This is a genomic window from Streptomyces sp. NPDC085481, from assembly GCF_044541845.1.
In the GTDB taxonomy this organism is placed as follows: Bacteria; Actinomycetota; Actinomycetes; order Streptomycetales; family Streptomycetaceae; genus Streptomyces.
The window spans coordinates 147,994-174,415 of record NZ_JBITTJ010000006.1 but is presented as its reverse complement, the minus strand read 5'-3'; the positions used below and the strand labels follow the sequence as shown (position 1 = coordinate 174,415).

Sequence of the window (26,422 nt, the reverse complement as noted above, 5' to 3'; positions counted from 1 at the left end):
ACTTGGCAATGAGCGTTGTGGAGAACCCGCAGAAGCCCGCGTTCACCGTGCACCTGAACGGCAGCCGCGGCGAGATCAAGGGCTGGGTGGTCGTCGACACGCTCGTCGACGGCCTCGCGATGGGCGGTACGCGGATGACGACCGGCGTCACCGAGGAGGAGGTGGCCGGTCTCGCCCGCGACATGACCGACAAGTTCACCCTCGCGGGCCTGCGCATCGGTGGTGCCAAGGCCGGCATCGTCGCCGACGCCGGCAACTCCGAGGGCGCCGACCGCGAGCGGACCTTCCGCACCTTCGGCCGCACCGTGAAGCCGCTGCTGCACGGCGGCATCCACCTCGGCATCGACATGGGCGTCACCCCCGCCGACCGGGCGGTCTTCTTCGACGAGGCCGGCTACGACCCGCGCTTCCGGCTCGGCGCCCCCGACATGCCGATCGACTGGCGCACGTACTACGAGCCGCTGATCGACTGCACCGGGCACGGCGTCGGCGTGGCCGCGCTCACCGCCCTGGAGGCGCGCGGCCGCAAGGAGGCCGCCCGCGTGGTGGTGCAGGGCTTCGGCGCGGTGGGCCGGGCCGTGGCGCGCTTCCTTGAGGAGCGCGGTCACATCGTGGTCGGCGTCGCCGACGTCCAGGGCACCATCAGCGCCGACCGGCTCCCGGTGGCCGAACTCATCGCGGTCACCGACGAGTTCGGCCGGATCGACCGCTCGCGTCTGCCCCAGGGCGTCACCCTGTCCGGTGAGCCGGACGCCTGGCTGGACGTGGAGGCGGACCTGCTGATCCTGGCCGCGCAGAAGTACGCGCTCACCGCGGAGAACGCCCACCGGCTGAAGGCGGGCCTGGTCGTCGAGGGCGCCAACCTCGCCTCCACCGCCGCGGCGAAGGAGAAGGTGGCGGCGCAGGGCGGCACGCTGGTGCCGGGCGTGATCGCCAACATCGGCGGCGCGGCCTCGGCCGCCCTGGCGGTCACCCGGGTCGTCCCGTTCGAGCTGGCGGCGGACGCGCGCAAGGACTGGGTCTTCGACTGGGTCGGCGGCCGGGTACGGCAGAACACCCGCGACCTGCTCGAGATCGCGGACGCACGCGCCGGCGACCCGCTGCCGGAGCTGCTGGCCTCGCGCCGCAAGGACCTCCTCGGATGAGCGGCACGACGACGAGGGCCGCTGCCGGTGCCGAGTACCGGCGACAGGGCTGGTGGCGGGACGAGACCTTCCTCGACGACCTGTACCGGCAGGCGCGCGAGCGCCCGCACAAGCTCGCCATCGCGGGCCGTCGCATCGCCGAGTCGCGTACCGACACGCTCGACTACGCCGAACTGGCCCGGCTCACCGACCGGTTCGCGGGAGCGCTGCTTGAACTCGGCGTCCGGCGGGGCGACTTCGTCGCCGTACAGCTCCCCAACCGCTGGGAGATGGTGCCGCTGATGTTCGCCTGCATGCGGGTCGGCGCGGTGATCTGTCCGATCTCGCCGATCTGCCCGGAAGAGGAGCTGCGCCACCGGCTCGGCCTCACCGGTGCCCGGGTGTGCGTCACCCTCCCGGAGTGGTCGGGCACGCCCCTGGCGGAGATCGTGACCCGCCTCAAGGGCGAACTCCCCACCCTCGACCACGTGGTGGTCGTGGACGGACCGGCGCCCGAGGGCGCGCTCTCCTTCCACGAGCGCTTCGTCGGCGTCGAGTGGGAGGAGCGGGGCGGCCTGCCGGAGGGGACGGCGCTCACCGCCGACGATCCGTTCGTGGTGCTGTTCACCTCGGGCACGACGGGCGAGTCGAAGGGCGTGCTGCACAGCCAGAACACGGTCCACTCGGCCGTACGCGGCTACGTCGAGGCCTTCGGGCTCGGCGACGACTGGGTCGCCGCCGTCTCGACGCCGCTCGTCCACTACTCCGGCTTCGCGCAGGGCGTCCTCGCGGGCGTCATGCTCGGCGGCACCGTCGCCTTCCAGGACGTACGGAGGAACGAGGCGCTGCTCGACCTGGTCGAGCGCTATCGCGCCACGCTCCTGTACGGGCCGCCGGCCACCCTCGCGGACGTCGTCGCCTCGCAGCGCGAGGAGAAGCGGGACACGAGCACGCTGCGGCACGTCGTGATCGGCTCGGCGCCGGTGCTGGCCCAGCTGGCGGACGAGGTGCACGCGGCCCTCGGGGCCCGTACGTACTCGCTGTGGGGCATGTCGGAGAACGGCCCGGTGACCATGACCAGGCCCTCGGACCCCGAGGACTGGGCGGCGCACAGCAACGGCCGGGCCATCGACGCCATGGAGACCCGCATCGACGGCGGGGAGCCGGAATCCGGCGCCGAGTCCGGCCTCGGGTCAGGCGGCGAGGGCGGGGAGTTCGGCGGCGGCGTGGGCCGGTTGCGGGTGCGCGGTGCGTCGCTCGCACTCGGCTACTACCGGCGCGAGGAGGCGTTCGCGGCGGAGTTCGGCGCGGACGGCTGGTTCGACACCGGCGACCTCGCACGGGACGACGGCCGGGGCGGCATCCGGATCATCGGGCGGGCGCGCGACGCCATCGTCCGCGACGGGGTCGTGGCACCGATGACGGAGCTCGAGGCGGTGATCGGCAGCCACCCGAAGGCGGTCGAGGCCGCGCTCGTGGGCCTGCCGGCCCCGTCCGGAACGGTCATCTGCGCGGTCGTCGCCGTCCCGGACGGCACCCGGGGCCCGAGCCTCGACGAGGTCCGCGCCCACCTCACGGCGGCCGGCCAGGACCCGCGCTTCCTGCCGGACCGCGTGGAGCCGCTCCTGACCCTGCCGAAGACGCTGACCGGCAAGGTCCGGAAGGTGGAGCTGCGACAGCGCTACGGAACGCAGCCGACCGCCTGACCCTCCCACTCCCCAAGTCTGGAGCCCGAGATGCCCCCATCCGCACCGGTCACCATGTCGGCCACCCTCGCCGCCGACGAGGCCCTGGCCCGTCGGCGAGCGGCCGGGGAGCGGGTCCTGTCGATGGCCAGCGGGGAGATCGGCCTGCCCGTGCTGCCCGCCCTGCGGGAGCGCCTCGAGGCCGCCGCCGGCGAGAACGCGTACGGTCCCGTGCCCGGCAGCCCGGCCCTGCGGGAGGCCGCCGCCGGGTACTGGGCGCGGCGCGGGATCGGCGTCGACCCCGGGCGCGTGGTGGCCGGTCCCGGCAGCAAGCCGCTGCTGTTCGCGCTGCTGCTCGCGATCGGCGGCGACGTGGTCGTGCCGGTGCCGAGCTGGGTGAGTTACGCGGCCCAGGCCCGGCTCGCCGGGGCGCGCCCCCTGCCCGTACCGATCCTGCCGGGCGAGGGCGGCGTGCCCGACCCGGACCGGTTGCGCGAGGCGGTCGTCGCGGCGCGGGCCGAGGGGCGGGACCCGCGGGCCGTGGTCGTGACGGTGCCGGACAACCCGACCGGCACCATCGCCTCGCCGGCCACGGTGCGGCGCCTCGCGGCGGTCGCACGCGAACTCGACCTGGTCATCGTCTCCGACGAGATCTACGGCGACCTCGTGTACGACCCGTCGACGCCCGCCGAGACCCCGGCGCTGCACGCGCCCGAGCGGACCGTCGTGACGACCGGCCTCACCAAGAACCTGGCCCTCGGCGGCTGGCGCACGGGGGTCGCCCGTCTCCCGGACGGCGAGCTCGGCCGGGACCTGCACGCGCGTCTCGTCCCGGTCGCCAGCCAGATCTGGTCGAGCCCGCCCGCACCGGTGCAGACGGCGGCGGCGTACGCGTTCACGGAGCCACCGGAGGTCACGGCGCGCATCGTGGCGAGCCGCCGGCTGCACGAGTCGGTGGCACGTGCGGTCGCCGGGCACTTCACGGCGGCGGGCGCCCACCTCGCCCCCGTCCGTGCGACCTGCTACCTCTACCCGGACTTCACCCCGGTCGTGGACCGCCTCGCCCGCACCCACGGCATCCGCGACGGCGACGACGTGGCCCGCTTCCTCGGCGAGCGCCACGGGGTGGGCGTGCTGCCCGCGAGCGCCTTCGGCGAGCGCGCGGAGACACCGCGCATCCGGGTGGCGACCAGCAGGCTGTACGGCGAGACCGAGGAGCAGCGGCTCGCGGCGCTGGCCGCACCGGATCCGCTGGCGCTGCCGTGGATCCGGGAGTCGGTGGCGTGGGTCGGGGAGGCGGTGGCGGCGCTGACGGCGTAGGCCCCCCGGCCCCTTCCCCGCCCGTCCCGTGCACGCCCTGCTCCCTCCCCTGCCCGCCCTGCTCCCTTCCGCCCTCCCGCGCCTCCCGCACCCATCCCCGGCCTCCCCCTTCCCCCGAACGCCCCCACACCCCTCACCCTCATCCTCACCCCACTCCCTGGAGGTCCCTCCATGTCACTCCCGACCCCTACTCCGACCCTGTTCGAGGCCCTGTACCGGGGCGAGCGCTACGTGGGCTTCGGCACGCCCGAGCCGGGCGCACGCCAGACCCTGTACCGGGTGGCGGACGGGCAGCTGGCCGCGGCCTTCGTCGCCACCGACGGGTCGGAGGCGTCGATCCGGGCCGCCGTCACCGAGGGCGCGGCAGAGGTCACCGTCACCACCGACGACCCGGAGCTCCGCCTGCTCCCGCCGCTGCTGCCGACGGCCACCGGGAACGCGCTCCTGAGCGGCTTCATGGGCACCCACAAGAAGAAGTGGGGCGGTGAAACCGCTCCGGAGGGTGGGGAGTTCACCCCGCCGAAGTGGTTCTTCAAGGGTTTCGGCGACTGGGTGCGGCTGCCCGGCGAGACGCTGACGGTGCCCGCGAACCCGATCGCCCTCATCGAGGAGCCCGAGGTCGCCCTCGTGTACGTCAACGACGCCGAGGGCACCCCGCACTACGCGGGCTACACCTTCGGCAACGACCTGTGCGACATCGGCCTGCACCGCAAGGACCCCGGCTACAACCCGTACTGCAAGCTGTGCGACACGGCCCTCACGCCCTGGCTGTTCCTCGGCGAGCCGCCGCGCACGGTGACCGGCCGGGTGACGATCTCGCGCGGCGGGGCGACCGCGTGGGAGGGAAGCTTCGACTGCGGCGGGGACGCGCTGTACTTCCGGGTGAAGGACATGGCGGAGCACCTCTTCTCGTTCCCGGCGGTGCGGCGGCCCGGCCTGGTCAACTACGTGCTGCTGGGCGCGGACGAGGCGAGCTTCCACGACGGGTTCCGGATCGCGGACGGGGACCGGATCGCGATCGACGTGAAGAGCCACGGGGTGGCGTTCGAGAACACGGTGAAGTACGTGGCTCCCGCGCGCCTCTCCTGACCGGCTCCGGCTCGTGAACAGCTCATGAAGGAGGGCCGGTTGCCCTGGGCGCCGGCACCCCGGCCGAGGCAGGCTCGTCTCACCTGACCGACCCCGCCCTCCCCCTCCCCGTCCCTCGTACACGAAGGAGCAGCACGGTGAAACAGGTGCACCTCGCGGCGCAGCTGCCGGGCATCCACAACGTGACCGTCTGGTCTGACCCGAGGTCCGGGAGCCAGATCGCGATCGACTCCTTCGTACGGCTCGCGCAGACCGCCGAACGCGGCAGGTTCGACTTCTTCTTCCTCGCCGAGGGACTGCGGCTGCGCGAGCACAAGGGCCGGATCTACGACCTGGACGTGGTGGGCCGCCCGGAGAACCTGACGGTGCTGGCGGCCCTGGCGGCCGTCACCGACCGGCTCGGGCTCGCCGCCACCGTCAACGCCACCTTCAACGAACCGTACGAGGTGGCGCGCAGGCTGGCCAGCCTGGACCTGCTGAGCGGCGGCCGGGCGGCCTGGAACGTGGTCACCAGCTACGACGCCTTCACGGGCGGGAACTTCCGCCGAGGCGGCTTCCTGGAGGAGGCCGACCGGTACACACGGGCGGCGGAGTTCCTCCGTACGACAAGGGAGTTGTGGGACAGCTGGACGGAGGGCGACGTGCTCGCCGACGCGGCGTCCGGCCAGTTCGTACGGACGGGGGCGGGCCGGTTCGCGCACCGGGGCCGGCACTTCGACATCGAGGGCCGTTTCACGACCCCGCGCGGCCCGCAGGGCCATCCGGTGGTGATCCAGGCCGGGGAGTCGGAGGCGGGGAGGGAGTTCGCGGCCTCGGACGCGGACGTGATCTTCAGCAAGTACAACAGCCTGAGCGAAGCGCGCACGTTCTACGAGGACGTGAAGAGCCGACTCCCCAAGTACGGGCGTTCCGCGGGCGACCTGAAGATCCTTCCGACGGCGACCGCCGTGGTGGCGGACACGGACGAGGAGGCGTCGGCGTACGCGGACGAGATCACGCGCGCGCAGGTGAGCCCGCAGACGGCGATCGCCCACCTGGAGGGCGTGTGGGGCCGCGACCTGTCCGCGTACGACCCGGACGGCCCGCTGCCGGACGTGGACCCGGAGCCCGACTCCCTGGTCCTGAAGGGCCATTCGGTCTTCCGCAAGGGCCGGGAGGAGACGGCCCGGAGGTGGCGGAAGCTGGCGGAGGAGCGGGACTTGAGCATCCGCGAGCTGATGATCGAGGTGCACGGCGGCCAGACCTTCGTCGGCAGCCCGCGCACGGTCGCGGACGCCATCGACCACTTCGTGCAGACGGACGGGGCCGACGGCTTCGTCCTCGTACCGCATCTGACGCCCGGTGGCCTGGACGAAGTGGTGGATCGGGTGGTTCCGCTGCTCCAGGAGAAGGGCGTGTTCCGCGAGGAGTACGAGGGCACGACGCTCCGCGACCACCTGGGCCTGGGCTCCCCGAAGGAGGCGTCATGACGCTCCACTTGGCCGTAGCGCTGGACGGCGCGGGCTGGCACCCGGGGGCCTGGCGTGCCCCGGGCGCGCGCCCGGCGGAGCTGTTCTCCCCCGGCTACTGGACGGACCTGGTGACGGAGGCGGAGCGCGGCCTGCTCGACTTCGTGACCCTGGAGGACGCGCTGGGCCAGCAGTCCGCCGCGTTCCACCGCCCGGACGACCGGACGGACCAGGTCAGGGGCGGCATGGACGCGGTCCTGGTCGCGGCGAGGCTGGCCCTGCTCACCCGCCACATAGGCCTCGTACCGACGACGAACGTCACGCACACCGAGCCGTTCCACCTCGCGACCGGCATCGCGACCCTCGACTTCGCGGCGCGCGGCCGCGCGGGCTGGCGCCCGCAGATCGCCTCCCGCGCCGCGGACGCGCGCCACTTCGGCCGGCGCACCACCCCGCAGCTCACCGACGAGGACGTGCGCAGCGAGGAGCGCATCGCCGCGCGCCTGCGCCCGCTGTTCGCCGAGGCCGCCGACGTGGTGGAGGTGGCGCGGCGGCTGTGGGACAGCTGGGAGGACGACGCGGAGATACGGGACGCGGCGACGGGCCGCTTCATCGACCGCGACAAGCTCCACCACGTCGACTTCGAGGGCCCCCTGTTCAGCGTGCGCGGCCCCTCCATCACCCCGCGCCCACCCCAGGGGCAGCCCCTGGTCGCCAGCCTGGCGCACGCCTCGACGCCGTACGCCTTCGCGGCTCGCGCCTCCGACCTGGTCTTCGTCACGCCCCACGACCGAGCCGACGCCGAGCGCATCCACACGGAGCTGGACACGGCCGTCCACGCCACGGGCCGCGACCTGCGCACCCGCCCCCTGAGGCGCTTCGCGGACGTGCTGGTCGTGCTGGACGACACTACGTCGGCCGCCGAGGCCCGCAAGGCGCACCTGGACACGCTGGCCGGCGCCGACCTGGCCTCGGACGCGCTGATCTTCACCGGAACGCCGTCGGCCCTGGCCGACCTCCTCCTCGACTGGCACCCCACGGGCTTCGACGGCTACCGCCTCCGCCCGGCGGCCCTCCCCCACGACCTGAACGCGATCACCCGGGCCCTGGTCCCCGAACTCCAGCGCCGTGGCGCCTTCCGCACGACGTACGCGTCGACGACCCTACGGGGCCAGTTGGGGCTGGAGCGACCGGCGAGCCGGTACGCGGGGGCGTGAGGGCTGGACGAGGCCCGCCTGGCACCTCCAACGGCGAGAACCTGCCCCGCCGGCCCGGCACCCCTTCGGCGCGGGCGGCCCGGACCAACCGAGGTGGAGGCGGAGAGGTTCGCCGAGACGTAGGAGGTCGCCGTGGCCGTAGTTGCGGCCGATCGAGTGGGCGGGGCCCGGTCGGACCGGTGTGTTTGCTGCCGTCCAAAGGACTTCCGGTTACGTTCGCGGGGCCGGAAGCCAGAGGAGGCGCTGGGATGGCCGATCATCCGAACATTGCCCTGTTTCGGCGGACCATGGCCGCCTTCACAGCAGGCGACATGACAGCGCTGGCGGAGCTTTTCCACCCCGATGTGGTGTGGCATACCCCCGGCCAGGGCCCGCTGGCCGGCGAGTACCACGGTCGTGAGGCCACCTTCGCCGCGTTCCGGAAGGAGTTCCAGCTCTCGGGGGGCACGTACCGCCCACAACTCCACGACGTACTCGCCAACGACAAGCACACGGTCGCCCTGCTCCACGCCACGGCCTCGCGCGAAGGCAAGGAGCTCGACATGGACTACGTGGTCGTCTTCCACATCCGAGACGGAAGGGTCACCGAGGGCTGGGACCTCTGGTCCGACCAGCAGGCATACGACGAGTTCTGGTCGTAACAGCACACACCCCGTCACTCGACGTGCGCCTCTACGGAATTCGAGGACCCCGGACTGCCTGAACGCCGCCTTGCCGCGTCCCCACCGCGCCTCCGCTCAAGCCCCGCCCCCGGGGCGGTGCGCTGCCTCGCGCAGACGAGATGCCTGTGCGTCGTAGTCCTGGAGGACTTGTCGGAGCTGTTCCAGCGCCTCCTCGGGAAGGTCGGAGGGAGCGGACTCGGCCACGAATCGGGCGGCGGCCACGAGGGCGGCGAACTCGAAGGCGTGAGCGGTCGCACGCAGAACGCCCGGCCGGGCCCACTCGAGCTGCATGGTCATCCCTTCGATGCCAGGTAGTCCTTGATCTGACCGAGTTCCTGCTCGAAGACGTCGTAGTCCTCACGGATGCCGTTGATGTACGCACTCCAGCCGAGGCTGTTCTTCGCGTAGTGGACGGCTTCCTGGATCTCCTCGTCGGTGGCCCCGAACAGCTTCGCGGCCTCGGTGTGGAAGAGCGTGCAGTAACGGCACTTCGTCTCCGAGTGCAAGGCGATCCCGATGAGCTCCTTGTACTTGTTCGGGATGAGCGTCTCGCCGAGCTCGATCTTCTTGAAGATCTCCCATTCGTAGTCCAGCAGGTCATCCGGGATCCGGGAGAAGAAGTGGGGTACCAGCCCCAGCGTCTCCTTGATCTCCGCCTCGACCTCGCTCCGGCTCCGGCCCGCCATGGCGACCACTCCTTCAGCGCAGCGAAACCAACCCCCTCCTTCCACGCTAGAGCGGGCGGGCGGCCCTTGCGACCGCTACGGTGACCGCCCCCGCCGGCTCATTTGGGTGGCAGGCTTGCCGCGAAGGAGTCGCCCTCCTCGATCCAGGCATCGAGGGCCTCGTCCTCGGACAGCGCGGAGGACGCGACGACGACCCAGCCGCGCATCGGACGGCCGGTGAAATCGAAAGCCCTCGCCCCGGGCCGGTCCAACGCGGCGCCGGTGGCATCGGGCCCGACCCGGACCATCAGCTCGTCACCGATCACGCCCACCGCCATGTTCCCCTCGTGCAGGAACGCCAGGCCCCCGAACATGCGCTTCTCGCTGATCGCCGGATCTGCGCCCAGCCGGGCGCGGATCCGTTCCGCAAGTCCTTCGTCGTACGCCATCACCGACCTCCGATCGTGAGGGTCGAAGGGATCGTGGTCATCGCCGGGCCTGCAGCCTGTGTTCGAGGTCGCGCAGGTCCTTGCCGAGGGAAGAGGTCCGCCTGCCTGATTCCCTGCGTCCATTCGGCATCGTGGCGCCAGTCCATGGCGTGCGCCGCCACCTGACCGGGCGGAAGCCGGATCACCCGCTCGGCCGTCACGTCGATCGTCATGGCCGGCCCGCTCAGAGACTGAACAGGGGCTGCCGGGTGCCCGTCTCTGCGTACCGCTTGAGGTGGGTCATCAGCTGGCCCCAGGTCTCGGCGGTGTGCGGGAGGCCGGGGTCGTCGTCCGCGAACCCGGCATGCCGGAAGTCGACCCGGGTGCCCGTCCCGTCGGGGTTGTCGGTCAGCTGCCAGGTGATGACGGTGCCGGACCAGTGGGGTGGGAAGGCGCCGACGGAGGTCCACACGATCTCTTCCTTGTCCGCTCGGTCCCTGCGGAGCCGGAAGGGCTCGGGGATCTGCGGGAAGTCGAAGAGGAGGATCTCTCCCTCGCGGTCCACTCCGGTGGTCCACCAGGCGGTGAGGCCGTCGTGGGTGTCGAGCGCCTCATGGACCGCGGTGCGGTCGGCGTCGATGTCGGTCTGGAAAGTGATCTCGGACATTGCTGTTCCTCGTGGGGAGTGAGGGACGGGTGGTGGCGTGGGTCAGAGCGTGAAATACGGGACCGGGGTACCGGTCTCGACGTACTCCTTCAGGCGCGTGAACATGCCCGCCCAGCCCATCGTGACCTCCCGGAACATGTCGTCGACCTCGGCGAACCCCGTGTGATCGAACCGGACTGCCGTACCACCCTCGGAGTGCGGCTCCAGGGCGTAGACGATCTCAGTGTCGATCCACTGCGGCGGACCCGCGACCACGGTCTGGGCCAGGCGCTTGCCCGGAACCGCCTCCGTGACGCGGAAGTCCCAGGTCATCGGGGCACCGGGGAACGACAGGCGGTGCAGGGCGCCGACGCCCTCGCCGATCTCGGCGCCGGTCGTGAACCAGCCGGCGACGCCTTCAGGGGTGGAGATCGCGCGGTAGACGGTCTCCGGGTCGGCGGCGATACGGATCTGCAGGGCGATGTCAGCCATGGGGAGTCCCTCTCGATCGGAGATCTGGCGGGAGCGCCGGATCCTTGCTTTAGTCCACACTAAAATGACTCTGAGCGACTTGGCAAATTGCAGCGGGCGCTAAAATGACTGACATGGAAGCGGTACGGGCGGTCGCCGAGCCCAGGCGGCGCGAGATTCTGCGGCTGGTCTGGGACTCGGAGCTGTCGGCGGGCGAGATCGCCGAGCGGTTCGACGTCACCTTCGGCGCGGTTTCCCAGCACCTCAAGGTGCTCAGGGACTCCGGCCTCGTTACGCTGCGCCAGGACGGCAAGAAGCGCTTCTACCGCGCGGACCGCGAAGGCATGGGCCCCCTGGCCGACTACCTGCAGTCCATGTGGGCCACCAGACTCGACACCCTCGCCGAACTGGCCGAGGCCGCCGAGCGGAGTGAGAAGTCCGAAGGGACCCCGCAGTGAGCACAGACGCAGTCACGCTGGAGCGACACATCGCCGCCCGCCCCGAGACCGTGTTCTCCTTCTTCACCGAGCGCGACAAGTGGCTGGCGTGGATGGGCAAGGACGGCGAGTTCACCTTCGAGCCCGGCGGCACCTACCGGACCAACGTCACCGGCGACAACATCGCCCAGGGCCAGTTCATCGAGATCGACCCGCCCAAACGGATCGTCTTCACCTGGGGCTGGGCCGAGGGCGGCATGGGCGTGCCCCCCGGTTCCTCCACCGTGGAGATCACCCTCGAACCGGTCGACGAGGGCACCCTGCTCCGCCTCGTCCACCGCGGCCTCCCCTCCCCCGAGGCATGCACGGCCCACGCGGAGGGCTGGACCCACTACATCCGCCGCCTGGTGGTCTGGGCAGAAGGCGGCGACCCGGGCCCCGACGACTGGATGTGACCCCACCTTTTCCAGCGTCAACGCATCGCCCGTAAGGCCCACACAGCCCTGAATGGACGCCCAGCTGCATGCGGACGGGCTGCGGAGCCACAGGCGGGCCCTGTCCCTGCCCGGCCCTGCCCGGCCCGGCGCGGGCCGCCTGGGAAGCCCGCTTCCCCAGTGCACCGGCGGCGGCCGCGTAGTCACTGACGCGGCTGACCTTCCCTACGCAGCCGCCAAGGCCGCCCTCAGCACCTACAGCAAGGGCCTGGCCAACGAGGTCGCCCCGCACGGCGTCCGCGCCAACACCCTCTCGCCCGGTTTCGTGCAGACCTCGGCCGCCGAGCTCGTCGCCTTCCTCGTCGCGGACCGCACCTCGGCCATCGTCGAACACGTCATCGACGGCGGCACCACCCCCACCGTCTGAACCGCCACCACCCTGAGGAACGTCATGCACGACGACCAGCCCCCGACCAGCGCCCCGGACACCTGCCCGAGGTGATCACCCGCTGCCTGCCGCTACCGCTTCACATTCCGCGACGGCCTCGTCGAACGCCTCGTCATCGAACCCTGAATCCCTGCCGACGCCACCCTTGCCGCCTCAGGCGCGGGGCCCGGGCGTCCTCGTCTCAGGAACAGATCTCTGCCGGCAGGTGACCAGTCGGCCGGCGTCGAGGCTTGCGGTTCGGTCGGCCAGGGCTTCGCCGGCCGCCCCGTCATGGGTGATGAACACCAGGCTCAGGCCGTCCCGTTCCCGGAGCGCGGCCAGGTGGGTAAGGATCGCGTCCCGCGTGGCCGCGTCGAGCCCGGAGGTGATCTCGTCGCAGACCAGGACGCCGGGCTCGGCCAGCAGGGCCCGGGCCAGAGCGGCCCGTTGGAGTTCGCCGCCGGACAGTGCGCCGGGGCGGCGCAGGGTCAGCTCCTCGGCCAGGCCCAGGTCCTCCAGGGTTCGTACGGCGGTACGGCGGGCGGTGTCCCGGTCGGCGCCGCGCAGCCGGACCGCCGTGCGGGCGACCTGGTCCAGGACCGGCCGGTGCTCGTCGAAGGCCGCCTTGGGATCCTGGAACACGTACTGGACGGCAGCCAGTTCGGTGCGGGCGCGGGCGCGGAGGCTGCGCGGCATCGGGGTTCCGTCGAGCAGGACCGCACCGTCGTAAGTGGAGTGAAGACCGGCCAGGCAGCGGCCCAGTGTGGTTTTGCCGCTGCCGGATCGGCCGGTCACGGCGAGGCACTCTCCCGGCGCGACCGACAGCGTGATGCCGTGCAGCACCGGAACGGTACCGTGCGCCGTTCGGTGCCGGGCGGTCAGCCCCTGTACCGCGATCCGGGTGGCCGCGGGCCGGGTGGCTGCTCGCGGCGTGGGGAGCACGGGACGCTTGGAGGCGGGCAGTACGGTGTGCGCGGGGCCGCGGTCCACTACCCGGCCGTCCCGCAGCACGACCGCCTCGTCGGCCAACTGCCGTACGACGTCCCGGTCATGGCTCAGCAGGACCAGGGCAACGCCCTGTTTGGCCACGTCGGCGAGGGCCTCGACGACGCCCTTCTTGGTGGCCGGGTCCTGGCCGGTGGTGGGTTCGTCGGCGACGATCACCTTCGCGCCCAGGAGCAGGGCCTGTGCGATGACGACCCGCTGCTGCTGTCCGCCGGAGAGCTGGTGGGGGTAGCGGCGCAGCACCATCGCGGGGTCGGGGAGCTGGGCCAGGCGCAGGGCGTGCTCGACGCGGTCGCGGATCTCGCGGCGGGTCCCGCCCCGCTGGGCGGCGATGTCCCGCAGGAGGGCTCCGGCGCGGCGGGCGGGGTTGAGGACGGCGGCGGGGTGCTGGGGTACGTAGCCGACGGAGCCGGGTCCCGGGGTGCTGATCCGGCCGTCGATCCGTGCCCCGGCGGGGAACTCACCGAGGAGGGCGCGTCCGGTGGTGGTCTTCCCGCTGCCCGAGGGCCCGACGAGGGCCGTGATCCGTCCGGCACGGGCCGTCAGGCTCACCCCGTCGACGAGCGTGCTGCCGTCCACCTGCACGCGCAGGCCGTCCACTTCCGCTACCGGCTTCATACCCGGTCTCCTTTCCCGGCGGCCTTGGCCGGTGTGTGCAGGGCGGCGTCGAAGAGCAGGTTGGTGCCCATCGACAGGGCTGCGATGAGCAGGGCGGGTACCACCACGGCCCATGGCTGGAGGAAAAGGCCGGGGCGGTTGCGGTCGACCATGACCGCCCAGTCGGCGGCGTCCGGTTGGACTCCGATGCCGAGGAACGCGGCCGTGGCGACCAGGTACAGGGCGCCGGTCAGCCGGATCCCCGCGTCGGCGGCGAGGGTCCTGCGCATGCAGCGGGCGACGTACCCGATCGCCGTACGCCACCAGGTCTCTCCCTGCATCCGCAGGGCCTCGACGGCGGGCCGGGCGGAGATCTCGGCCGCCGCCGCGTGCACCACGCGAGCTGCGTCGGGTACAGAGGCCAGCCCGACCAGGGCGGCCAGCCCGGTCGCCCCCGGGGTCAGGGTCGCTGCCACGAGCAGCACCAGCAGGAGCGAGGGGACGGCGATCAGGACGTCGAGGGGCCTCATGAGGGTCTCCTCGAGCCAGGTGCGTCGGGTGAGTGCCGCGGTCAGCCCGACCGGGACGGCGACGAGGTAGGCGAGGCCGGTGGCGGCGAGCGCCACGAGGACGACGGAGCGGCCGCCGAGCAGGACCTGCCGCCAGACGTCCCGGCCGGAGAAGTCGGTGCCCAGCCAGTGACCGGCGCCCGATGCGAACGACACCGACCGGGGTCCGGCCGGTCCGGTGAGCAGCGGTCCGAGGGCGGCCAGCAGCAGGGGCACGGCGATGAGCCCCACGGCGAGGGCGTACCTGGGTGCACGACGCCTCACGCGACCACCTCCGCACGGGGTGCGAGGCGGCGGGCGACGAGGTCGGCCCCGAGGTTGGCCAGGACGGTGACCGTGCCGAAGACGACGGCCATGCCTTGGACGACGGGCACGTCGCGGGCGGCGACGGCGTCGATGAGCACGGTTCCCAGTCCGGGGATGACGAAGAGGGCTTCGACGACGATCACTCCGCTCAGCAGCCAGTCGCAGGTCCGGGCCAGCTGTTGTGCCGCAGGAGCGAGGGCGTTGGGCAGGGCGTGCGTCCAGCGGACGCGGGCGCCGCTGACGCCGTAGCGCTGGGCCTGGGCGACGTAGGGTGAGGCCATCGCGTCGATCATCCCGGCGCGTACCAGGCGGCTGATGGTGCAGACGGGCCGCGAGATGAGTACGAGGACGGGCAGGACCAGCACGGCAGGCTCCGTGAGCGGGTCCGCGCCGACGGCCGTGGGCGGCAGCCAGCCCAGCCACAGTCCGAACAGGGTGGCCAGCAGCACGCCGAGGGCGAACTCGGGCACGGAGTGCACTGCCAGGGTCAGCGCGCTGAGGGTCCGGTCCAGCGGGCCGCCCTCGCGGCGGGCGCACGACACGCCGAGTCCGACCGACAGCGGTAGGAGTACGAGGAGAGTGGCACAGGCGAGCGTCACCGTGGGCGCGATGCCGCCGGCCAGGTAGTCGGCGACGGGCCGCCCGCTGACCAGGGAGGTGCCGAGGTCACCCCGGACGAGGTCGGCGGCCCAGTCCAGGAAGCGTTCGGCGGCGGGCCGGTCCAGGTCCAACGCGGCGCGGATCCGGGCGATGCGCTCGGGGTCGGGCTGGTCGCCGGCCAGGGCGACTGCCGCGTCGCCGGGCAGCGCCTCGGTGAGGACGAAGACGAACAGGACGACCGCCGCCGTCTGCCCCAGACCGAGGAGCAGACGGCGGCCGATCCAGTTCAGCTGCCGGGTCACGCGAGCCAGAGCTTGTCGAAGCGGGCCCAGTCGAGGGTGTTGGCGGGTGCCTTCGTCGAGACGCCGTGCACGGTGGGCGCGGTGGCGACGATCCAGTCGGCGAAGCCCCAGATCAGGAAGCCGCCCTCGTCGTACAGGCGGCGCTGCATCCGCTCGTACAGGGCGGCCCGCTCCTTCTCGTCGCGGGTGGACTGGGCCTGCTGGTACAGGTCGTCGAAGTCCTTCTGCTGCCACTTGGTCGCGTTGGTGGTGGAGCCGGTGAGCAGCCGCTGCGAGATGTGGGACTCGATGGGCATGGATCCGGACCGGTAGGAGGCGAAGGTGCCGTTGTCGAGGATGTCCTTCCAGTAGGTGTCCTTGTTGCCCACCTTGACCTCGACGGTGACCCCGGCCTTGGCGGCCTGCTCCTTGAAGATCCCGGCGGCCTCGACGAAGCCGGTGGCGGCGGGGGCGGTGTCGAGGGTGACCTTGAGGTTTTCGGCGCCGGCCTCCTTGAGCAGGGCGCGGGCCCGGTCGAGGTCCTGGGTGCGCTGCGGCAGGTCGTGCGGGTAGTACTGGTAGCCCTTGCCGAAGAGGTCGTTGCCGATCTCGCCGGCGCCGGAGAGGGCCCCGTCGACGAGTTCCTTGCGGTCGGCGATGAGGAAGAACGCCTGGCGGACCCGCTTGTCGTCGAACGGGGGTCGGTCGGTCTTCATGACGAAGCCCTGCATGGAGCTGCCGGGCAGCCGGATGACTTCGATCTTCCCCTTGCCCTCATGGGTGCGGGCGGTGGCGGGGTTGAGCTCGTGGGCGTACTGGACCTGGCCACCGAGCAGGGCGCTCGCACGGGCCGATTCCTCGGTGGCGACGACGAACTCGACCTGGTCGAGGTGCGGCGCGCCCTCCCAGTAGGCGTCGTTGCGCTTGACGACCAGGGACTTGCCGGGGGTGAAGGAGGCGAAGGTGAACGGGCCGGAACCGACGGGCTTGTCGAAGGAGGTGGTGCCCTTGGGGATGATGTAGGCGCCGAACGCGGCGAGCACGTTGGGGAATTCGGCGTACGGGCGCTTGAGCTTGAACTCGACGGTGTTCGCGTCGAGGGCGCGGCTGGCGGCGAGGTCGATGGGCTCCAGGGAGGCCTTGGCGCGGAAGGTGCCCTTGGGGTCGGCGATCCGGCGGTAGCTGTAGAGGACGTCCTCTGCGGTGACCGGGCGTCCGTCGTGGAAGGACGCCTTGCGCAGGGTGATCTTCCAGGTGTCGAGGCTCTCGTTGGGCTCCCAGCGCTCGGCGAGCCGCGGGACGGGCGCGAGGTCGGCGCCGAAGTCGGCGAGCTTGTCGTAGAGGGCCTTGGCGCGGGCGGCGTCGACGAACAGGTTGGCGGCGTGCGGGTCGAGGGTCTCGTTGGCTCCGCCGCCGGCGAAGGCGGCGCGAAGGGTGCCGCCGCGCTTGGGGGTGCCGGCTTCGGCAGCGTTCTTGGTGTCGGTGGTCTTGGCGGTGTCGCCGGCGCAGCCGGCGGTGAGGGCAAGTGCGGCGGCAGTGGCAGTGGCCGTGGCGAGGAGGAAGCCTCGACGGGCAAGGCCGGAGCGGTGGTTGTTCACGGTGTGGTGTCTCCGTTGCTGTACTGGGAGTTGTTCTGGGGACTGAGCCGGGCGACGAGGTGGAGGCGGTCGGAACTCGTGGTTCCGTACGGGGAGTCGCCTTCGCTCCACACCGGTTCGGTGCGGGGACCGGGGCCGTCGTGCAGGGCGAGGACCTCGAAGCCGGCAGTGGTGAGGAAGTACCGCAGTTCCTGGGGGAAGAGCAGCCGCCAGGCGGAGTGCTGCTCTTCCGGTTCGGAGCCGTCGTCGGCGGTCCAGGTGCGGCGGCGGCACAGGAGTTGGGCGCCGTGGTCGATCCACAGGGTGGTGTGGGAGGTGTACGTCGTGCCCCGCCAGGCGAAGGAGGCGGTGCGCGGCCCGTCGAGGAGCTCGGTATTGCCGAGGAAGAAGGCGCCGTTGCGCATCTCCGCGATGAGCAGTCCGCCGGGAATGAGGTGGCGGCGGATGGCGGCGAGGCAGGACGCGAGGTCGTCGTTGGTGTGGCAGTAGAGCAGGGCGCTGTCCAGGCAGAGGACGGCGTCGAAGGTGCGGCCGAGGTCGAAGTCCCGCATGTCGGCGCGGCGGTAGTCGGGGCCGGGGTGTCGGCGGCGGCCGTGGGCGAGCATGGCCTCGGCGGTGTCGACCCCGGTGACCTGGCGTCCGGCGTGGTGGTGCAGCCAGGCCGCGTCGCGGCCGGTGCCGCAGCCGAGGTCCAGGACGCGGGGGCCCGCGCCGTGGCGGCGCAGGGTGTCCTCGGTCCATCGTGCGGCCAGGCGGTCGCGGTCGGGGAAGCGCTCTTCGTAGAGCTCGGGGTGGTCGGTGAGGAGGTTTCCGGTGCTCATCTGGTCTCGTTCAGGGGACGTGGGTCAGGGGTGGCGGACGTCGTCTTCGCGTGCTCTTCCTGGTCCTCCGGGACCGGCGGGTCCGTTGCGGCGCCTGCCGCCGCGGTGGCAGGCGGGCGGGGCAGGGCCCGGCGTCGGTGCAGCAGGGTGACGGCCGCCGCCGAGGCGAGGCCGAGTGCCGTGCAGCAGGCGTAGGGAAGCCACGTCGGCCCGCCGTGCGTCGCGGTGTCCATGGCCCAGCCGACCCCCGCGCCGGTGCCCGCGGCAGCCACTCCGGACACTCCGTAGAACAGGCCGTAGAAGGTGCCGGTGAGCTCCGCGCGGCCGAAGGCGGGGATGAGTTCCATGACGAAGGGCTGTGCGGTCATCAACCCGACGTACAGGAGCAGCGCTCCGGCCAGGACCGGCAGCAGCAGTATCGGGTGCTTCCCCGCTGCTCCCGCCGTCAGCATCGGCGGTACGAAGCCGAGCCCGCTGACGGTCAGCCCGGCGGCGATCCACCGGCCCCGGCCGCCGGCCCGGGCGGCCAGCCTGCGGGTGATGCGCAGCTGGAGCAGGAAGTTGGCGAGGGTCCCGACGACGAAGATCAGCCCCACGGTCCCCGCCCAGCCGGTGGCCTGCCGCGCGGCATGCGGGAACAGCAGGTAGAGCTGGCTCTCCATGCCGTACATGCCGACCATGGCCAGGGCGAAGGCCACGAAGCGCCGGTTGCCGGCCACCTCCCGCCAGTCGGCGAGCACGGAGCCGGTCGGGCGCGGCACGGTCCGGGCGGGCAGCACGATCGCCTGCGCGAGGGTGAGCAGCGCGAACACCCCCGCCGCGGTGAGCGCCGCCGCCCGGAAGCCGCCGAACAGCAGCAGGCTCCCCAGCAGCGGTCCGACCAGCGCGCCCGCCGTGGCGAACACGTTGAACAGGGCGAACGCCTCGGCCTTGCGGTCGCCGGACTCCTGGGCGACGTACGTCCGTACGGCCGGGTTGAACAGGGCGCCGGCCAGCCCGCTCAGCACCGACGCGGCGATCAGCACGGGGAGTGCGTCGCCGAGGGCGAACAGCGCGAAGCCCAGGGTGCGCAGGCCGCAGCCCGCGATGATCACGCCGCGGGCGCCGAGCCGGTCGGCGGCCGAGCCCCCGATCAGGAACAGCCCCTGCTGGCTCAGGTTGCGCAGGCCCAGGACCAGGCCGACCACCGCCGCCGACAGTCCGAGGTCGTCGGTGAGGTGGGTGGCCAGGTAAGGGATGAGGAGGTAGAAGCCGATGTTGACGCCGAGCTGGTTGACGAGCAGGAGGCGCACGGCCGGCGGGAAGCCGCGCACCGCGGCAAGGGTTCTCATCCCGCAGCGCCCACGGGTATGGCGGCGCGGGGCAGCACTCCCAGGCCGCCGCGCGGGGCGGGGCGTACGGTGCCGTCGGAGCCGCCGATCCCGGACCACGGATCGTCGGCGAGGAGCAGGTGCCCGTCGAGGTCGACCCAGCGGGCCCGGTCCACCAGGTGCACGGCGGGCGCGATGCCGAGCGAACTCGCGGCGAGGCAGCCGAGCATGAGGTCGGTGCCGCTGCCGTCCAGCGCGGCGTGGATCCGCAGCGCGGCCCGTACGCCCCCGCATTTGGCGAGCTTCACGTTGACGCCGTGGACCCGCCCGGCGAGGGCAGCGGCGTCCTCGTAGGAGACCGCGTCCTCGTCGGCGATCACCGGGATCGGGGAGGTGGTGGCGACCCGGGCCAGGGCATCGGGACGCCCGGCGGCGATCGGCTGTTCCACGGCCGTGACGCCGAGGGCCGCGAAACGGGGCAGCAGTGCGTGGGCCTGGTCCTCGGTCCATGCGCCGTTGGGGTCGAGCAGCAGGTCCGCGGCGGGCGCTCCCGCACGGACGGCCTCGACCCGGGCCAGGTCCTCGGCCGGGTCGGGGGATCCGGCCTTGACCTTGAGCACGCCGAATCCGGCGGCGGCGAGCCGACTGGCCTGTGCGGCAGCGGCGACGGGCGCGACGATGCCGATGGTGCGTGCCGTGGCGGCGGATGGTGGCAGAGGGCTGCCGAGCAGTTGGTGCACGGGTTCGCCGGCTCGCTTGCCGGTGAGGTCCAGTACGGCTGATTCAACGGCGGCGAGGACTCCCGCGGGCAGGTCTGCGCCCACAGGGCCCGCGGGCGCGAGTTCCGCCCAGGCGGTCTCGGGGTCCGGCAGGCGCTCCACCGCCGGACGGAGGGCGCTCAGGTGGCGAAGGATGGTTTCGGTGGGCAGTCCGAGGTAGACGCTGCTGACTGCCTCCCCCCAACCGCGCAGCCCGCCGTGTTCCAGGCTGACCCAGACCGCGTCGCGGCGGGCCATCACCGAGCGGGAGATCCGCAGAGGTTCCGCCAGTTCGAGTGAGGCGGTGTGCCAGGTGAGTCTCATACGGCACCTCCGGGGGCCGGTACACGGGGAGCGCGGGCTTCGCCACCGGGAACGGCGCCGGGATCGACGACGCTCCGGCAGCGGGTCCAGCCGAGGGCCTCGGCCGCACGCGGGTGCGGGATCTCCAGCGGGCGGGCGGCCGGGGCCGTTGCGTTCAGGCCGTGGGCGTGGCAGAAGTCGTCGTCGTAGACGGTGCCGAGGTAGCGGTGCGGCCCGTCGGGGAAGACGGTGGCGACGACGGCGCCAGGTTCGGCTCTGGCGGCCCATGCGGAGACCAGCGCGACGGCGCCAGTGCTCCAGCCGCCGCTGACGAAGCTGCCGCGGGCGAGCCGGCGGCAGGCGTCGACGGCCTCGGCGGGGCCCACCCAGTGCACCTCGTCGAACACTTCGTGGCGGACGTTGCCGGGGTGGATGCTGCTGCCGAGTCCGCGCATCAGACGCGGCCTGGCCGGCTGTCCGAAGATCGCGGAGCCGACGGAGTCGACGCCGATCACCTTGAGGCGGGGCCAGCGGCTGCGCAGCGGGCCGACCAGCCCCGCACTGTGCCCGCCGGTGCCCACGCTGCACACCAGGACGTCCAGGTGGTCGAGCTGCCCGATCAGTTCTGCGGCCATGGACCGGTAACCGGCGGGGTTGTCGGGGTTGTTGTACTGGTCCGGCCAGTAGGCGCCCTCGGTGCGGGCCAGGACCTCGCGTAGGCGGGCGATGCGGGCGGCCTGCCAGCCGCCCTGGGCAGCAGGGCGGTCGACGAGCTCCAGGCGGGCACCATAGGTACGCAGCAGCTGCCGCATGGAGGGTTCGAGCTCGGTGTCGCCGACGAGGATGACCGGGTGACCGAGGGCTTGTCCGGCGAAGGCCAGTCCGATGCCCATGGTGCCGGAGGTGGACTCCACGACCGGCGCCCCGGGGCGCAGTTCACCGCGGCTGCGGGCGCCGGTGAGCATGGACATCGCCGCGCGGGCCTTCATCCCGCCGGCGCTGAGGCATTCGAGCTTGGCCCAGAAGCCGGGATGGGGGTGGGGCAGGTCGGTGTGGATGCGGGCGACGGGAGTACGTCCCAGCAGGGGCAGGAGGTCCGGGTTGGCGGCAGCGGCATGCGACCGGTGTAGGAGCGGAGCGAGGGTCATGGGCAGTCTCCGTAGCGGTGGATGACCCCGGGGCCGCCGTCCAGCCAGAAGAACGGGTACGGCTCGGCGGAGACGGCGCTCACCCCGGATCCGAGGAAGCGGGGCAGGACGGCGCTGCCGGTCTGGGCGAACATCACGAGGGGCTTCCCGCTTCCGGCGGCGTGGTCGAGCAGCCCCTGAAAGGAGCCATTGCCGAGGGTCATGCCGGAGGCGAGGACGGCGCCGCAGCGTTCAAGGTGCGCGGCCGCGTCGGTCAGGACGGGCTCGCCCCACTCGGTCCTGCCGCCCTTGAGGTCGCATGGCAGGTAGTCGAGACCCCGCGAACGCAGCTGTTCCAGAAGCGAGTTGACCACACCGACCACGAGGACCGGACGGCGCTGGCCGGACTCCGGGGTACCGGTGGGCAGCAGGTCGACGACCGCGCGGGCCCGGGCCCGCGAACGGCTCAGCGAGCTGCCGGCCGCCAGGGCATACGGGCGGGCGCCGTTGTCCGGCGTGTGCGGGCGTACGTGGGCCAGGTAGGCGTCGAGCGCCGCGATCCGCACCGGCAGGAGCGGGTGGCCGAGGAGGTCGGCGGCGGTGGCGCCCACGCAGTCGTCGAGGGCGCCTTCGGGCAGCGCCCCGGGCTCGACGGCGCAGGATCCGACGGCCGCGTCGAGCCGCAGGCTGAGCACCTCGTTGCGGTAGCCGCTGCTGCGGCCTTCGTGCCGGACGGCCTGGGCGGTCGTGAAGGCGAGCGAGATGCGCTCGCCGGCGGGATCGGGGCCGTACACCCCGGCCAGGACCGCGTCGACCAGCTGGTCGACGGTCCGGACCGCGGGGTCGGCATGCGGGCGCTCGCCCGCAGTGATCGTTTCGTGCAGGGCCGGCAGGGTCACGCGGGCACCGCCGGGGAGGGCTCGTAACAGGGCCGCAGTCCGGCGAGCAGCCGCTCGGCGGCCGCGCGGGCGCCGCCGCCCTCGGTGTCGGCGGTCATGACGTGGCCGAGGTACTCGTTGTTGCTGGTGGCGGCACGCACGGTCCGGCCCGGTTCGGCGAGGCTGAGCTCCAGTACCTCGGGCCGGGCTCGTACGGCCTCTGCCCCCTCGACGCCGGCGAGGATGCCGTCGGTGTCGGGCAGCAGGAAGGAGATGGCGGCGCTGCGCACGCCCGTGGGTCGCGGTGCCAGGTCGGGCACACGGCCCAGGGCCACGTCCACGCAGGCGGCAGCCAGGTCGACGCCCGTGACGTGCCTGACGAGTTCGGTGATGCGGTTGCCGGCCGGGCGGGGATTGACCTCCACCAGCCGGGGCCCGTCGGGCGTCAGCTTGATCTCGGTGTGGCAGACCACCTGGTCCAGCCCCAGCGCCTTGACCGCCCGCAGTGCCGTCTCGGCGGCCTCCGACGCCATGGCCTCCTCGATGCCGGCCGGGAACATGTGGCCGGTCTCGATGAAGGCGGGCGCACCGCCGATGCTCTTGTCGGTGACCCCCACGACATGGGTGGCACCACCGAAGGAGACGGTCTCGACGCTGACTTCGGGCCCGTGCAGCAGCTCCTCGAGCAGGATGACGGGGGCCCGGTCCTGGCCGCGCGCGTTCACCGGGAACTCGGCGAGGGCCTGGCAGGCGAGCTCCAGCTCCCGCTCGTCGCCCACCGCGCGTACCAGCATGCCCGCACACAGGTCCACCGGCTTCACCACGAGCGGGTAGCCGATCTCACGAGCGGCGGCAACCGCCTCCCCCACGCCCTCGCAGATCGCGAACCGGGGCCCTGGCACTCCGGCTTCGCCGAGCACACGGCGCGTCAGGTCCTTGCGGCACGCCGCCTCGACGGCTTCCGGGGAAGGCCCGGGCAGGCCGAGCCGCCGGGCGGTGTGCGCGACGGCCGGCAGGTAGTAGTCGCACGAGGAGACCACCCCGTCGAAGCCGAGGACGGCGTGCAGACCTTCGAGTCGCTCCAGGAGTGCTGCCGTGTGGTTGGTGTCCGCCGTGATGATGTTGCGGGCCGTGAGCAGCGGGTGCGGCCCGTCGCCCGCAGGGGCCGAACGCAGGTAGTGGTGCAGGTCGCGGGTGACGAAGGTGAACTCGTGCCCGTCTTCGCGGATGGCCCTGGGCAGCAGCCTGCTCATCGACCCCACCCAGCTTTCGATCACCAGCAGATGTCCCACCGGACTTCCTCCCAGACTGCCGTCGGCTCTGTGCGACGCAGACGTTATAGGAAATCGTTTTCATTTCCAATACACCAGTTTTCCGATAGCCTGCGGCCTCCGGAGCACGAGAGGCGGAGTGTGATGACAGAGCTGACGCGGGATCAGAGGGTCGGGCCGTACACGGTGCGGCACGCGCGAGCCGAGGACCTGCCCGGCGCCCGGAGGGTCATGCTGGACACCTTCTACCGGGAGTTCGGCTACGGGTACGTGCCGGACTGGCATCCTGACGTCGTCGACCTCGACGGCACCTACCTGCGGCATCCCCGCCATACCCTCGTCGTGGCCGTACGCGACGACGGTGAGGTGGTCGGCACCACCGCGCTCAACTCGCGCGGCCCCGCCCATCCCCCGCACCCGCGAAGCCTCGTCGAGCGCTACCCCTCGGGACGGACCGCGCAGCTGCTGCGCGTGTACGTACGCCCCGACCACCGGCGGTACGGGCTCGCCCGCGCCATGGTGCACACCGCCTGCGCGTTCGCCGCGGCGGTACCCGGCTACGAGCGCATCTACCTGCACACCAACGTCGACATCCCCGGCGCGGAACACTTCTGGCGCAGCATCGCCACCGAGGTCTTCGACGCCCGCACCACCGGTGAGCACGGAGGCTTCGGGACCGTCCACTTCGAGATGCCGCTGCCCACGGCGGAAAAGGATTCCGGGCCGGGGACGGGACCCGGCCGGGAGCCGGCCGTGGTCAGGTGACCCGGCGCTCCTCCAGGGGCGCCGGCCTGAGTACGTCCTCGTCCACCCGGGGCAGGTGCGGCGTGTGGTTGACCAGGCGGGCGGAGTTGCCCACGACCGCGATGCTGCTGGTGTTGTGCAGCAGCGCCGCGAGCACCGGGTTCATGGAGCCGCCCGCCCCGGCGACCAGTCCGAGCAGGTTGACGCCGATGGCGAGCCCGTAGTTCTGCCGTACGACGCGCAGGGTGTGACGGCTGAGCTCGACCACGGCCGCGACCTGGCGCAGATCGTTGCCCGCCAGCGCGATGTCGGCGGTCTCCAGGGCCACATGGGACGAGTGCTCGCCCATCGTGATGCCGACGTCCGCGAGCGCCAGCGCGGGGGCATCGTTCGTACCGTCGCCCACCATCGCCACGGTGTGGCCTTCGGCCTGGAGGTCGCGGATCAGCTGGAGCTTGGCCTCCGGCAGGGCATGGGCGTGCACTTCGGTGATGCCGAGGGCGTCCGCCACGACCTGGGCCGTTTCCGGGGCGTCACCGGTGAGCAGGACCAGCCGCGAGACACCCAGGTCACGCAGCTGCCGGACGACGACGTCGGCGCCCGCCCGTACGGCGTCGGAGACTCCGAGAAGGCCGATGAACTCCTCGTCCTGGGCCAGGCAGATGACGGTCTCGCCGGCGCGGCGCAGGTGGTCGGTCCAGCCCTGGGCGGCCTCGGTGAGCTCGATGCCGTGCCGGCGCAGCAGGGCGGGGCTGCCCACCAGGAGCCGGGTGCCGTCGAGTTCGGCGCGCATGCCCATGCCGAGGACGACCTCGCAGGCCTGGTGGAGCGGGACGTGCAGGTGCTGCTCCTCGGTGTGGGTGACGATGGCCTGGGCGAGGGGGTGGCGGGCATGGAGCTCGCCGGAGGCGGCCAGGCTGAGCACCTCGTCGGCGCCGAAGCGCTCGTTGAGTGTGACGACGCTGGTGACCAGAGGGCGGCCGAAGGTCAGCGTGCCCGTCTTGTCGAAGACCACGGCGGTGACCCGGCCGATGCCTTCGAGGTGGGTACCGCCCTTGATGAGGGTGCCACGGCGGGCACCGTTGCCGATGGCCGCGCTGATGGCGGTCGGGGTGGCCAGGCCCGCGGCGCACGGGCAGGCGATCAGCAACATCGTCATCGCCCGGCGGGCGTCGCGGGTGACCACGTAGGTCAGGGCGGCCAGCGCGAACGACACGGGGACGAAGCGCTGGGTGAAGCGGGCGGCGACCGTCTGGATCGGGGCCCGGTCGGTCTGGGCCTCCTCGACCCGGGTGATGATCCGGCCGACCGTGGTGTCCCTCCCGACGGAGTCGGCTCGTACGGTCAACGAGCCGGAGGTGACGATGGTGCCGGCGTAGACGTGGGAGCCCGCCCGGGCGTAGACCGGCAGGGCCTCGCCGGTCACGGCGGCCTGGTCGACCAGGGCCTCGCCGCCGGCCACGTGCCCGTCGACGGGGATGCGGTGGTGCTCGTACACGGCGACGACATCGCCGGGAACCAGTTCCTCCAGCGGGACCTCGACCTCCACATCCTCCCCCCGTACCAGCCAGACCCGCTCCTCGCCGATGGTCAGCAGGTCCTCGATGGCGCGGCGGGTGCGGCGCAGGGTGAGGGTCTGGAGGAACTCGCCGATGTTGAGCAGCCACAGCACGGTGAGGGCCACCACGTTCTCCCGCAGGACCAGGGAGATGACGGTCGCGGCGGTGACCAGGGTGTCGGTGCCGGGATGGCTGCGCCCGCGCAGCGTACGCAGGGCCCCGCGGAAGAACGGCAGACCGGTGAAGACGGTGACCACACCCAGGAATCCGGAGGAGCCGACACCGATGCGGGGCCGGGCCAGCAGCCGGCGCAGGGCCACGAACGCGAGGACCGCCCCGCCCACCACGAGCCGGGCGATCTCACCGGTGGAGGAGTCCGGAGCCGAGCGGGTGGCCTTGGCCGGGGCCGATGCGGGCGGCGCCTCCTCCAGGGCGCGGACCAGCGCGTCCACGTCCAGGTCGTCCGGCTCCATCCAGATCACGACGCTGCCGGTGCGCGGGAAGATCCGCAGGGCGCGGAAGCCGCCGAGGTGGGTGAGGCGGTCGTCGACGAGTCCGGCGCAGCCTGGGCGGTCGCGCAGCCAGGGGACGGTCAGCCGGGCCCGCCCCGTCGCGACCGAGCGGACGAGTACCGCGGACATG

At 72.4% G+C, this 26,422-nt stretch carries 27 protein-coding genes; 11 read left to right on the top strand and 16 right to left on the bottom strand.

What is annotated here, in order from left to right; translation table 11 throughout:
• Positions 1–8: 8 nt before the first annotated feature.
• The 7 genes from ACIGEZ_RS15575 to ACIGEZ_RS15545 all read left to right on the top strand — a co-directional run bounded on the left by ACIGEZ_RS15575 (position 9) and on the right by ACIGEZ_RS15545 (position 8,524).
• Entirely contained in the window at positions 9–1,145 is a 1,137-nt protein-coding gene (locus ACIGEZ_RS15575) for a Glu/Leu/Phe/Val dehydrogenase dimerization domain-containing protein (RefSeq protein WP_399830984.1), read from the top strand.
• Positions 1,142–2,830, top strand: a complete 1,689-nt coding sequence (locus ACIGEZ_RS15570; RefSeq protein ID WP_399830981.1) for an AMP-binding protein — start codon at positions 1,142–1,144, stop codon at positions 2,828–2,830. The genes ACIGEZ_RS15575 and ACIGEZ_RS15570 overlap by 4 nt, the downstream gene beginning before the upstream one ends.
• A gap of 30 nt (positions 2,831–2,860) precedes the next feature.
• Positions 2,861–4,129: a pyridoxal phosphate-dependent aminotransferase gene (locus tag ACIGEZ_RS15565; protein ID WP_399830979.1), complete on the top strand. Its 1,269-nt coding sequence runs from the start codon at positions 2,861–2,863 to the stop codon at positions 4,127–4,129.
• A gap of 171 nt (positions 4,130–4,300) precedes the next feature.
• Positions 4,301–5,218 (top strand): fumarylacetoacetate (FAA) hydrolase, encoded by a 918-nt coding sequence (locus ACIGEZ_RS15560; protein WP_399830977.1) that lies wholly within the window; start codon positions 4,301–4,303, stop codon positions 5,216–5,218.
• A 137-nt stretch (positions 5,219–5,355) separates the two neighbouring features.
• Positions 5,356–6,687, top strand: coding sequence for an NtaA/DmoA family FMN-dependent monooxygenase (locus ACIGEZ_RS15555; protein WP_399830975.1), 1,332 nt, complete (start codon positions 5,356–5,358; stop codon positions 6,685–6,687).
• Positions 6,684–7,883 (top strand): LLM class flavin-dependent oxidoreductase, encoded by a 1,200-nt coding sequence (locus ACIGEZ_RS15550; protein WP_399830973.1) that lies wholly within the window; start codon positions 6,684–6,686, stop codon positions 7,881–7,883. The genes ACIGEZ_RS15555 and ACIGEZ_RS15550 overlap by 4 nt, the downstream gene beginning before the upstream one ends.
• Positions 7,884–8,131: 248 nt before the next feature.
• A complete protein-coding gene (locus ACIGEZ_RS15545) occupies positions 8,132–8,524 on the top strand; it encodes a nuclear transport factor 2 family protein (protein WP_399830971.1) in 393 nt (130 codons plus the stop codon).
• Positions 8,525–8,620: 96 nt separating this feature from the next.
• Here the strand turns inward: ACIGEZ_RS15545 and ACIGEZ_RS15540 are convergent, their stop codons facing one another.
• The 5 genes from ACIGEZ_RS15540 to ACIGEZ_RS15520 all read right to left on the bottom strand — a co-directional run bounded on the left by ACIGEZ_RS15540 (position 8,621) and on the right by ACIGEZ_RS15520 (position 10,776).
• Positions 8,621–8,842: a hypothetical protein gene (locus ACIGEZ_RS15540; protein ID WP_399830969.1), complete on the bottom strand. Its 222-nt coding sequence runs from the start codon at positions 8,840–8,842 to the stop codon at positions 8,621–8,623.
• On the bottom strand, positions 8,839–9,231 hold the full coding sequence (locus tag ACIGEZ_RS15535) for a carboxymuconolactone decarboxylase family protein (RefSeq protein WP_399830966.1): 393 nt from the start codon (positions 9,229–9,231) through the stop codon (positions 8,839–8,841). Before ACIGEZ_RS15535 ends, ACIGEZ_RS15540 begins: the two co-directional genes overlap by 4 nt.
• Positions 9,232–9,329: 98 nt before the next feature.
• The gene (locus ACIGEZ_RS15530; RefSeq protein WP_399830964.1) at positions 9,330–9,659 is read right to left on the bottom strand and encodes a TfoX/Sxy family protein; all 330 of its coding nucleotides are present in this window, start codon (positions 9,657–9,659) and stop codon (positions 9,330–9,332) included.
• A 223-nt stretch (positions 9,660–9,882) separates the two neighbouring features.
• Positions 9,883–10,305 carry an SRPBCC domain-containing protein gene (locus ACIGEZ_RS15525; RefSeq protein ID WP_399830961.1) on the bottom strand — a complete coding sequence of 141 codons (423 nt, stop codon included), beginning with the start codon at positions 10,303–10,305 and terminating at the stop codon, positions 9,883–9,885.
• Between the two features lie 42 nt (positions 10,306–10,347).
• Positions 10,348–10,776, bottom strand: coding sequence for an SRPBCC domain-containing protein (locus ACIGEZ_RS15520; protein ID WP_399830958.1), 429 nt, complete (start codon positions 10,774–10,776; stop codon positions 10,348–10,350).
• A gap of 113 nt (positions 10,777–10,889) precedes the next feature.
• Between ACIGEZ_RS15520 and ACIGEZ_RS15515 the strand changes: the two genes are divergently transcribed.
• Genes ACIGEZ_RS15515 through ACIGEZ_RS15505 form a run of 3 tightly spaced genes read left to right on the top strand, consistent with a single transcriptional unit; the run spans position 10,890 to position 12,053 of the window.
• Positions 10,890–11,213 (top strand): ArsR/SmtB family transcription factor, encoded by a 324-nt coding sequence (locus tag ACIGEZ_RS15515; RefSeq protein ID WP_399830955.1) that lies wholly within the window; start codon positions 10,890–10,892, stop codon positions 11,211–11,213.
• Positions 11,210–11,647: an SRPBCC domain-containing protein gene (locus ACIGEZ_RS15510; protein WP_399830952.1), complete on the top strand. Its 438-nt coding sequence runs from the start codon at positions 11,210–11,212 to the stop codon at positions 11,645–11,647. Before ACIGEZ_RS15515 ends, ACIGEZ_RS15510 begins: the two co-directional genes overlap by 4 nt.
• A 52-nt stretch (positions 11,648–11,699) precedes the next feature.
• Entirely contained in the window at positions 11,700–12,053 is a 354-nt protein-coding gene (locus tag ACIGEZ_RS15505; RefSeq protein ID WP_399830949.1) for an SDR family oxidoreductase, read from the top strand.
• A 174-nt stretch (positions 12,054–12,227) separates the two neighbouring features.
• Here ACIGEZ_RS15505 and ACIGEZ_RS15500 read toward each other — a convergent pair whose 3' ends face one another.
• The 10 genes from ACIGEZ_RS15500 to ACIGEZ_RS15455 are packed head-to-tail and all read right to left on the bottom strand — an operon-like array spanning position 12,228 to position 23,498.
• Positions 12,228–13,676, bottom strand: a complete 1,449-nt coding sequence (locus ACIGEZ_RS15500) for an ABC transporter ATP-binding protein (RefSeq protein WP_399830946.1) — start codon at positions 13,674–13,676, stop codon at positions 12,228–12,230.
• A complete protein-coding gene (locus tag ACIGEZ_RS15495) occupies positions 13,673–14,488 on the bottom strand; it encodes an ABC transporter permease (protein ID WP_399830944.1) in 816 nt (271 codons plus the stop codon). The genes ACIGEZ_RS15500 and ACIGEZ_RS15495 overlap by 4 nt, the downstream gene beginning before the upstream one ends.
• A complete protein-coding gene (locus tag ACIGEZ_RS15490) occupies positions 14,485–15,441 on the bottom strand; it encodes an ABC transporter permease (protein WP_399831473.1) in 957 nt (318 codons plus the stop codon). The genes ACIGEZ_RS15495 and ACIGEZ_RS15490 overlap by 4 nt, the downstream gene beginning before the upstream one ends.
• Entirely contained in the window at positions 15,429–17,009 is a 1,581-nt protein-coding gene (locus tag ACIGEZ_RS15485) for an ABC transporter substrate-binding protein (protein WP_399830941.1), read from the bottom strand. The genes ACIGEZ_RS15490 and ACIGEZ_RS15485 overlap by 13 nt, the downstream gene beginning before the upstream one ends.
• On the bottom strand, positions 17,006–17,830 hold the full coding sequence (locus ACIGEZ_RS15480) for a class I SAM-dependent methyltransferase (RefSeq protein ID WP_399830937.1): 825 nt from the start codon (positions 17,828–17,830) through the stop codon (positions 17,006–17,008). Before ACIGEZ_RS15480 ends, ACIGEZ_RS15485 begins: the two co-directional genes overlap by 4 nt.
• Positions 17,827–19,161 (bottom strand): MFS transporter, encoded by a 1,335-nt coding sequence (locus ACIGEZ_RS15475; RefSeq protein WP_399830934.1) that lies wholly within the window; start codon positions 19,159–19,161, stop codon positions 17,827–17,829. The genes ACIGEZ_RS15480 and ACIGEZ_RS15475 overlap by 4 nt, the downstream gene beginning before the upstream one ends.
• A complete protein-coding gene (locus ACIGEZ_RS15470; protein WP_399830931.1) occupies positions 19,158–20,222 on the bottom strand; it encodes a dipeptide epimerase in 1,065 nt (354 codons plus the stop codon). The genes ACIGEZ_RS15475 and ACIGEZ_RS15470 overlap by 4 nt, the downstream gene beginning before the upstream one ends.
• Positions 20,219–21,349, bottom strand: a complete 1,131-nt coding sequence (locus ACIGEZ_RS15465; RefSeq protein ID WP_399830928.1) for a PLP-dependent cysteine synthase family protein — start codon at positions 21,347–21,349, stop codon at positions 20,219–20,221. The genes ACIGEZ_RS15470 and ACIGEZ_RS15465 overlap by 4 nt, the downstream gene beginning before the upstream one ends.
• Positions 21,346–22,200: a Rossmann-like domain-containing protein gene (locus ACIGEZ_RS15460; RefSeq protein ID WP_399831471.1), complete on the bottom strand. Its 855-nt coding sequence runs from the start codon at positions 22,198–22,200 to the stop codon at positions 21,346–21,348. The genes ACIGEZ_RS15465 and ACIGEZ_RS15460 overlap by 4 nt, the downstream gene beginning before the upstream one ends.
• Before the next feature lie 23 nt (positions 22,201–22,223).
• Complete coding sequence (locus tag ACIGEZ_RS15455) at positions 22,224–23,498, bottom strand: ATP-grasp domain-containing protein (RefSeq protein ID WP_399830925.1); 1,275 nt, start codon at positions 23,496–23,498, stop codon at positions 22,224–22,226.
• A gap of 123 nt (positions 23,499–23,621) precedes the next feature.
• Between ACIGEZ_RS15455 and ACIGEZ_RS15450 the strand changes: the two genes are divergently transcribed.
• The gene (locus tag ACIGEZ_RS15450; RefSeq protein WP_399830922.1) at positions 23,622–24,242 is read left to right on the top strand and encodes a GNAT family N-acetyltransferase; all 621 of its coding nucleotides are present in this window, start codon (positions 23,622–23,624) and stop codon (positions 24,240–24,242) included.
• Here the strand turns inward: ACIGEZ_RS15450 and ACIGEZ_RS15445 are convergent.
• Positions 24,235–26,421, bottom strand: a complete 2,187-nt coding sequence (locus ACIGEZ_RS15445) for a heavy metal translocating P-type ATPase (RefSeq protein ID WP_399830919.1) — start codon at positions 26,419–26,421, stop codon at positions 24,235–24,237. The two genes, ACIGEZ_RS15450 and ACIGEZ_RS15445, sit on opposite strands and share 8 nt — an antisense overlap.
• Position 26,422 lies beyond the last annotated feature (1 nt).

What these genes read in the sequence shown, in the direction of transcription:
- ACIGEZ_RS15465 (WP_399830928.1), bottom strand. Translation starts at nt 21,349, where the DNA reads ATGACCCTCGCTCCGCTCCTACACCGGTCGCATGCCGCTGCCGCCAAC.
- ACIGEZ_RS15525 (WP_399830961.1), bottom strand. Translation starts at nt 10,305, where the DNA reads ATGTCCGAGATCACTTTCCAGACCGACATCGACGCCGACCGCACCGCG.
- ACIGEZ_RS15540 (WP_399830969.1), bottom strand. Translation starts at nt 8,842, where the DNA reads ATGACCATGCAGCTCGAGTGGGCCCGGCCGGGCGTTCTGCGTGCGACC.
- ACIGEZ_RS15445 (WP_399830919.1), bottom strand. Translation starts at nt 26,421, where the DNA reads ATGTCCGCGGTACTCGTCCGCTCGGTCGCGACGGGGCGGGCCCGGCTG.
- ACIGEZ_RS15480 (WP_399830937.1), bottom strand. Translation starts at nt 17,830, where the DNA reads ATGAGCACCGGAAACCTCCTCACCGACCACCCCGAGCTCTACGAAGAG.
- ACIGEZ_RS15535 (WP_399830966.1), bottom strand. Translation starts at nt 9,231, where the DNA reads ATGGCGGGCCGGAGCCGGAGCGAGGTCGAGGCGGAGATCAAGGAGACG.
- ACIGEZ_RS15470 (WP_399830931.1), bottom strand. Translation starts at nt 20,222, where the DNA reads ATGAGACTCACCTGGCACACCGCCTCACTCGAACTGGCGGAACCTCTG.
- ACIGEZ_RS15475 (WP_399830934.1), bottom strand. Translation starts at nt 19,161, where the DNA reads ATGAGAACCCTTGCCGCGGTGCGCGGCTTCCCGCCGGCCGTGCGCCTC.
- ACIGEZ_RS15575 (WP_399830984.1), top strand. Translation starts at nt 9, where the DNA reads ATGAGCGTTGTGGAGAACCCGCAGAAGCCCGCGTTCACCGTGCACCTG.
- ACIGEZ_RS15520 (WP_399830958.1), bottom strand. Translation starts at nt 10,776, where the DNA reads ATGGCTGACATCGCCCTGCAGATCCGTATCGCCGCCGACCCGGAGACC.
- ACIGEZ_RS15550 (WP_399830973.1), top strand. Translation starts at nt 6,684, where the DNA reads ATGACGCTCCACTTGGCCGTAGCGCTGGACGGCGCGGGCTGGCACCCG.
- ACIGEZ_RS15530 (WP_399830964.1), bottom strand. Translation starts at nt 9,659, where the DNA reads ATGGCGTACGACGAAGGACTTGCGGAACGGATCCGCGCCCGGCTGGGC.
- ACIGEZ_RS15570 (WP_399830981.1), top strand. Translation starts at nt 1,142, where the DNA reads ATGAGCGGCACGACGACGAGGGCCGCTGCCGGTGCCGAGTACCGGCGA.
- ACIGEZ_RS15500 (WP_399830946.1), bottom strand. Translation starts at nt 13,676, where the DNA reads ATGAAGCCGGTAGCGGAAGTGGACGGCCTGCGCGTGCAGGTGGACGGC.
- ACIGEZ_RS15545 (WP_399830971.1), top strand. Translation starts at nt 8,132, where the DNA reads ATGGCCGATCATCCGAACATTGCCCTGTTTCGGCGGACCATGGCCGCC.
- ACIGEZ_RS15505 (WP_399830949.1), top strand. Translation starts at nt 11,700, where the DNA reads ATGGACGCCCAGCTGCATGCGGACGGGCTGCGGAGCCACAGGCGGGCC.
- ACIGEZ_RS15560 (WP_399830977.1), top strand. Translation starts at nt 4,301, where the DNA reads ATGTCACTCCCGACCCCTACTCCGACCCTGTTCGAGGCCCTGTACCGG.
- ACIGEZ_RS15515 (WP_399830955.1), top strand. Translation starts at nt 10,890, where the DNA reads ATGGAAGCGGTACGGGCGGTCGCCGAGCCCAGGCGGCGCGAGATTCTG.
- ACIGEZ_RS15565 (WP_399830979.1), top strand. Translation starts at nt 2,861, where the DNA reads ATGCCCCCATCCGCACCGGTCACCATGTCGGCCACCCTCGCCGCCGAC.
- ACIGEZ_RS15450 (WP_399830922.1), top strand. Translation starts at nt 23,622, where the DNA reads ATGACAGAGCTGACGCGGGATCAGAGGGTCGGGCCGTACACGGTGCGG.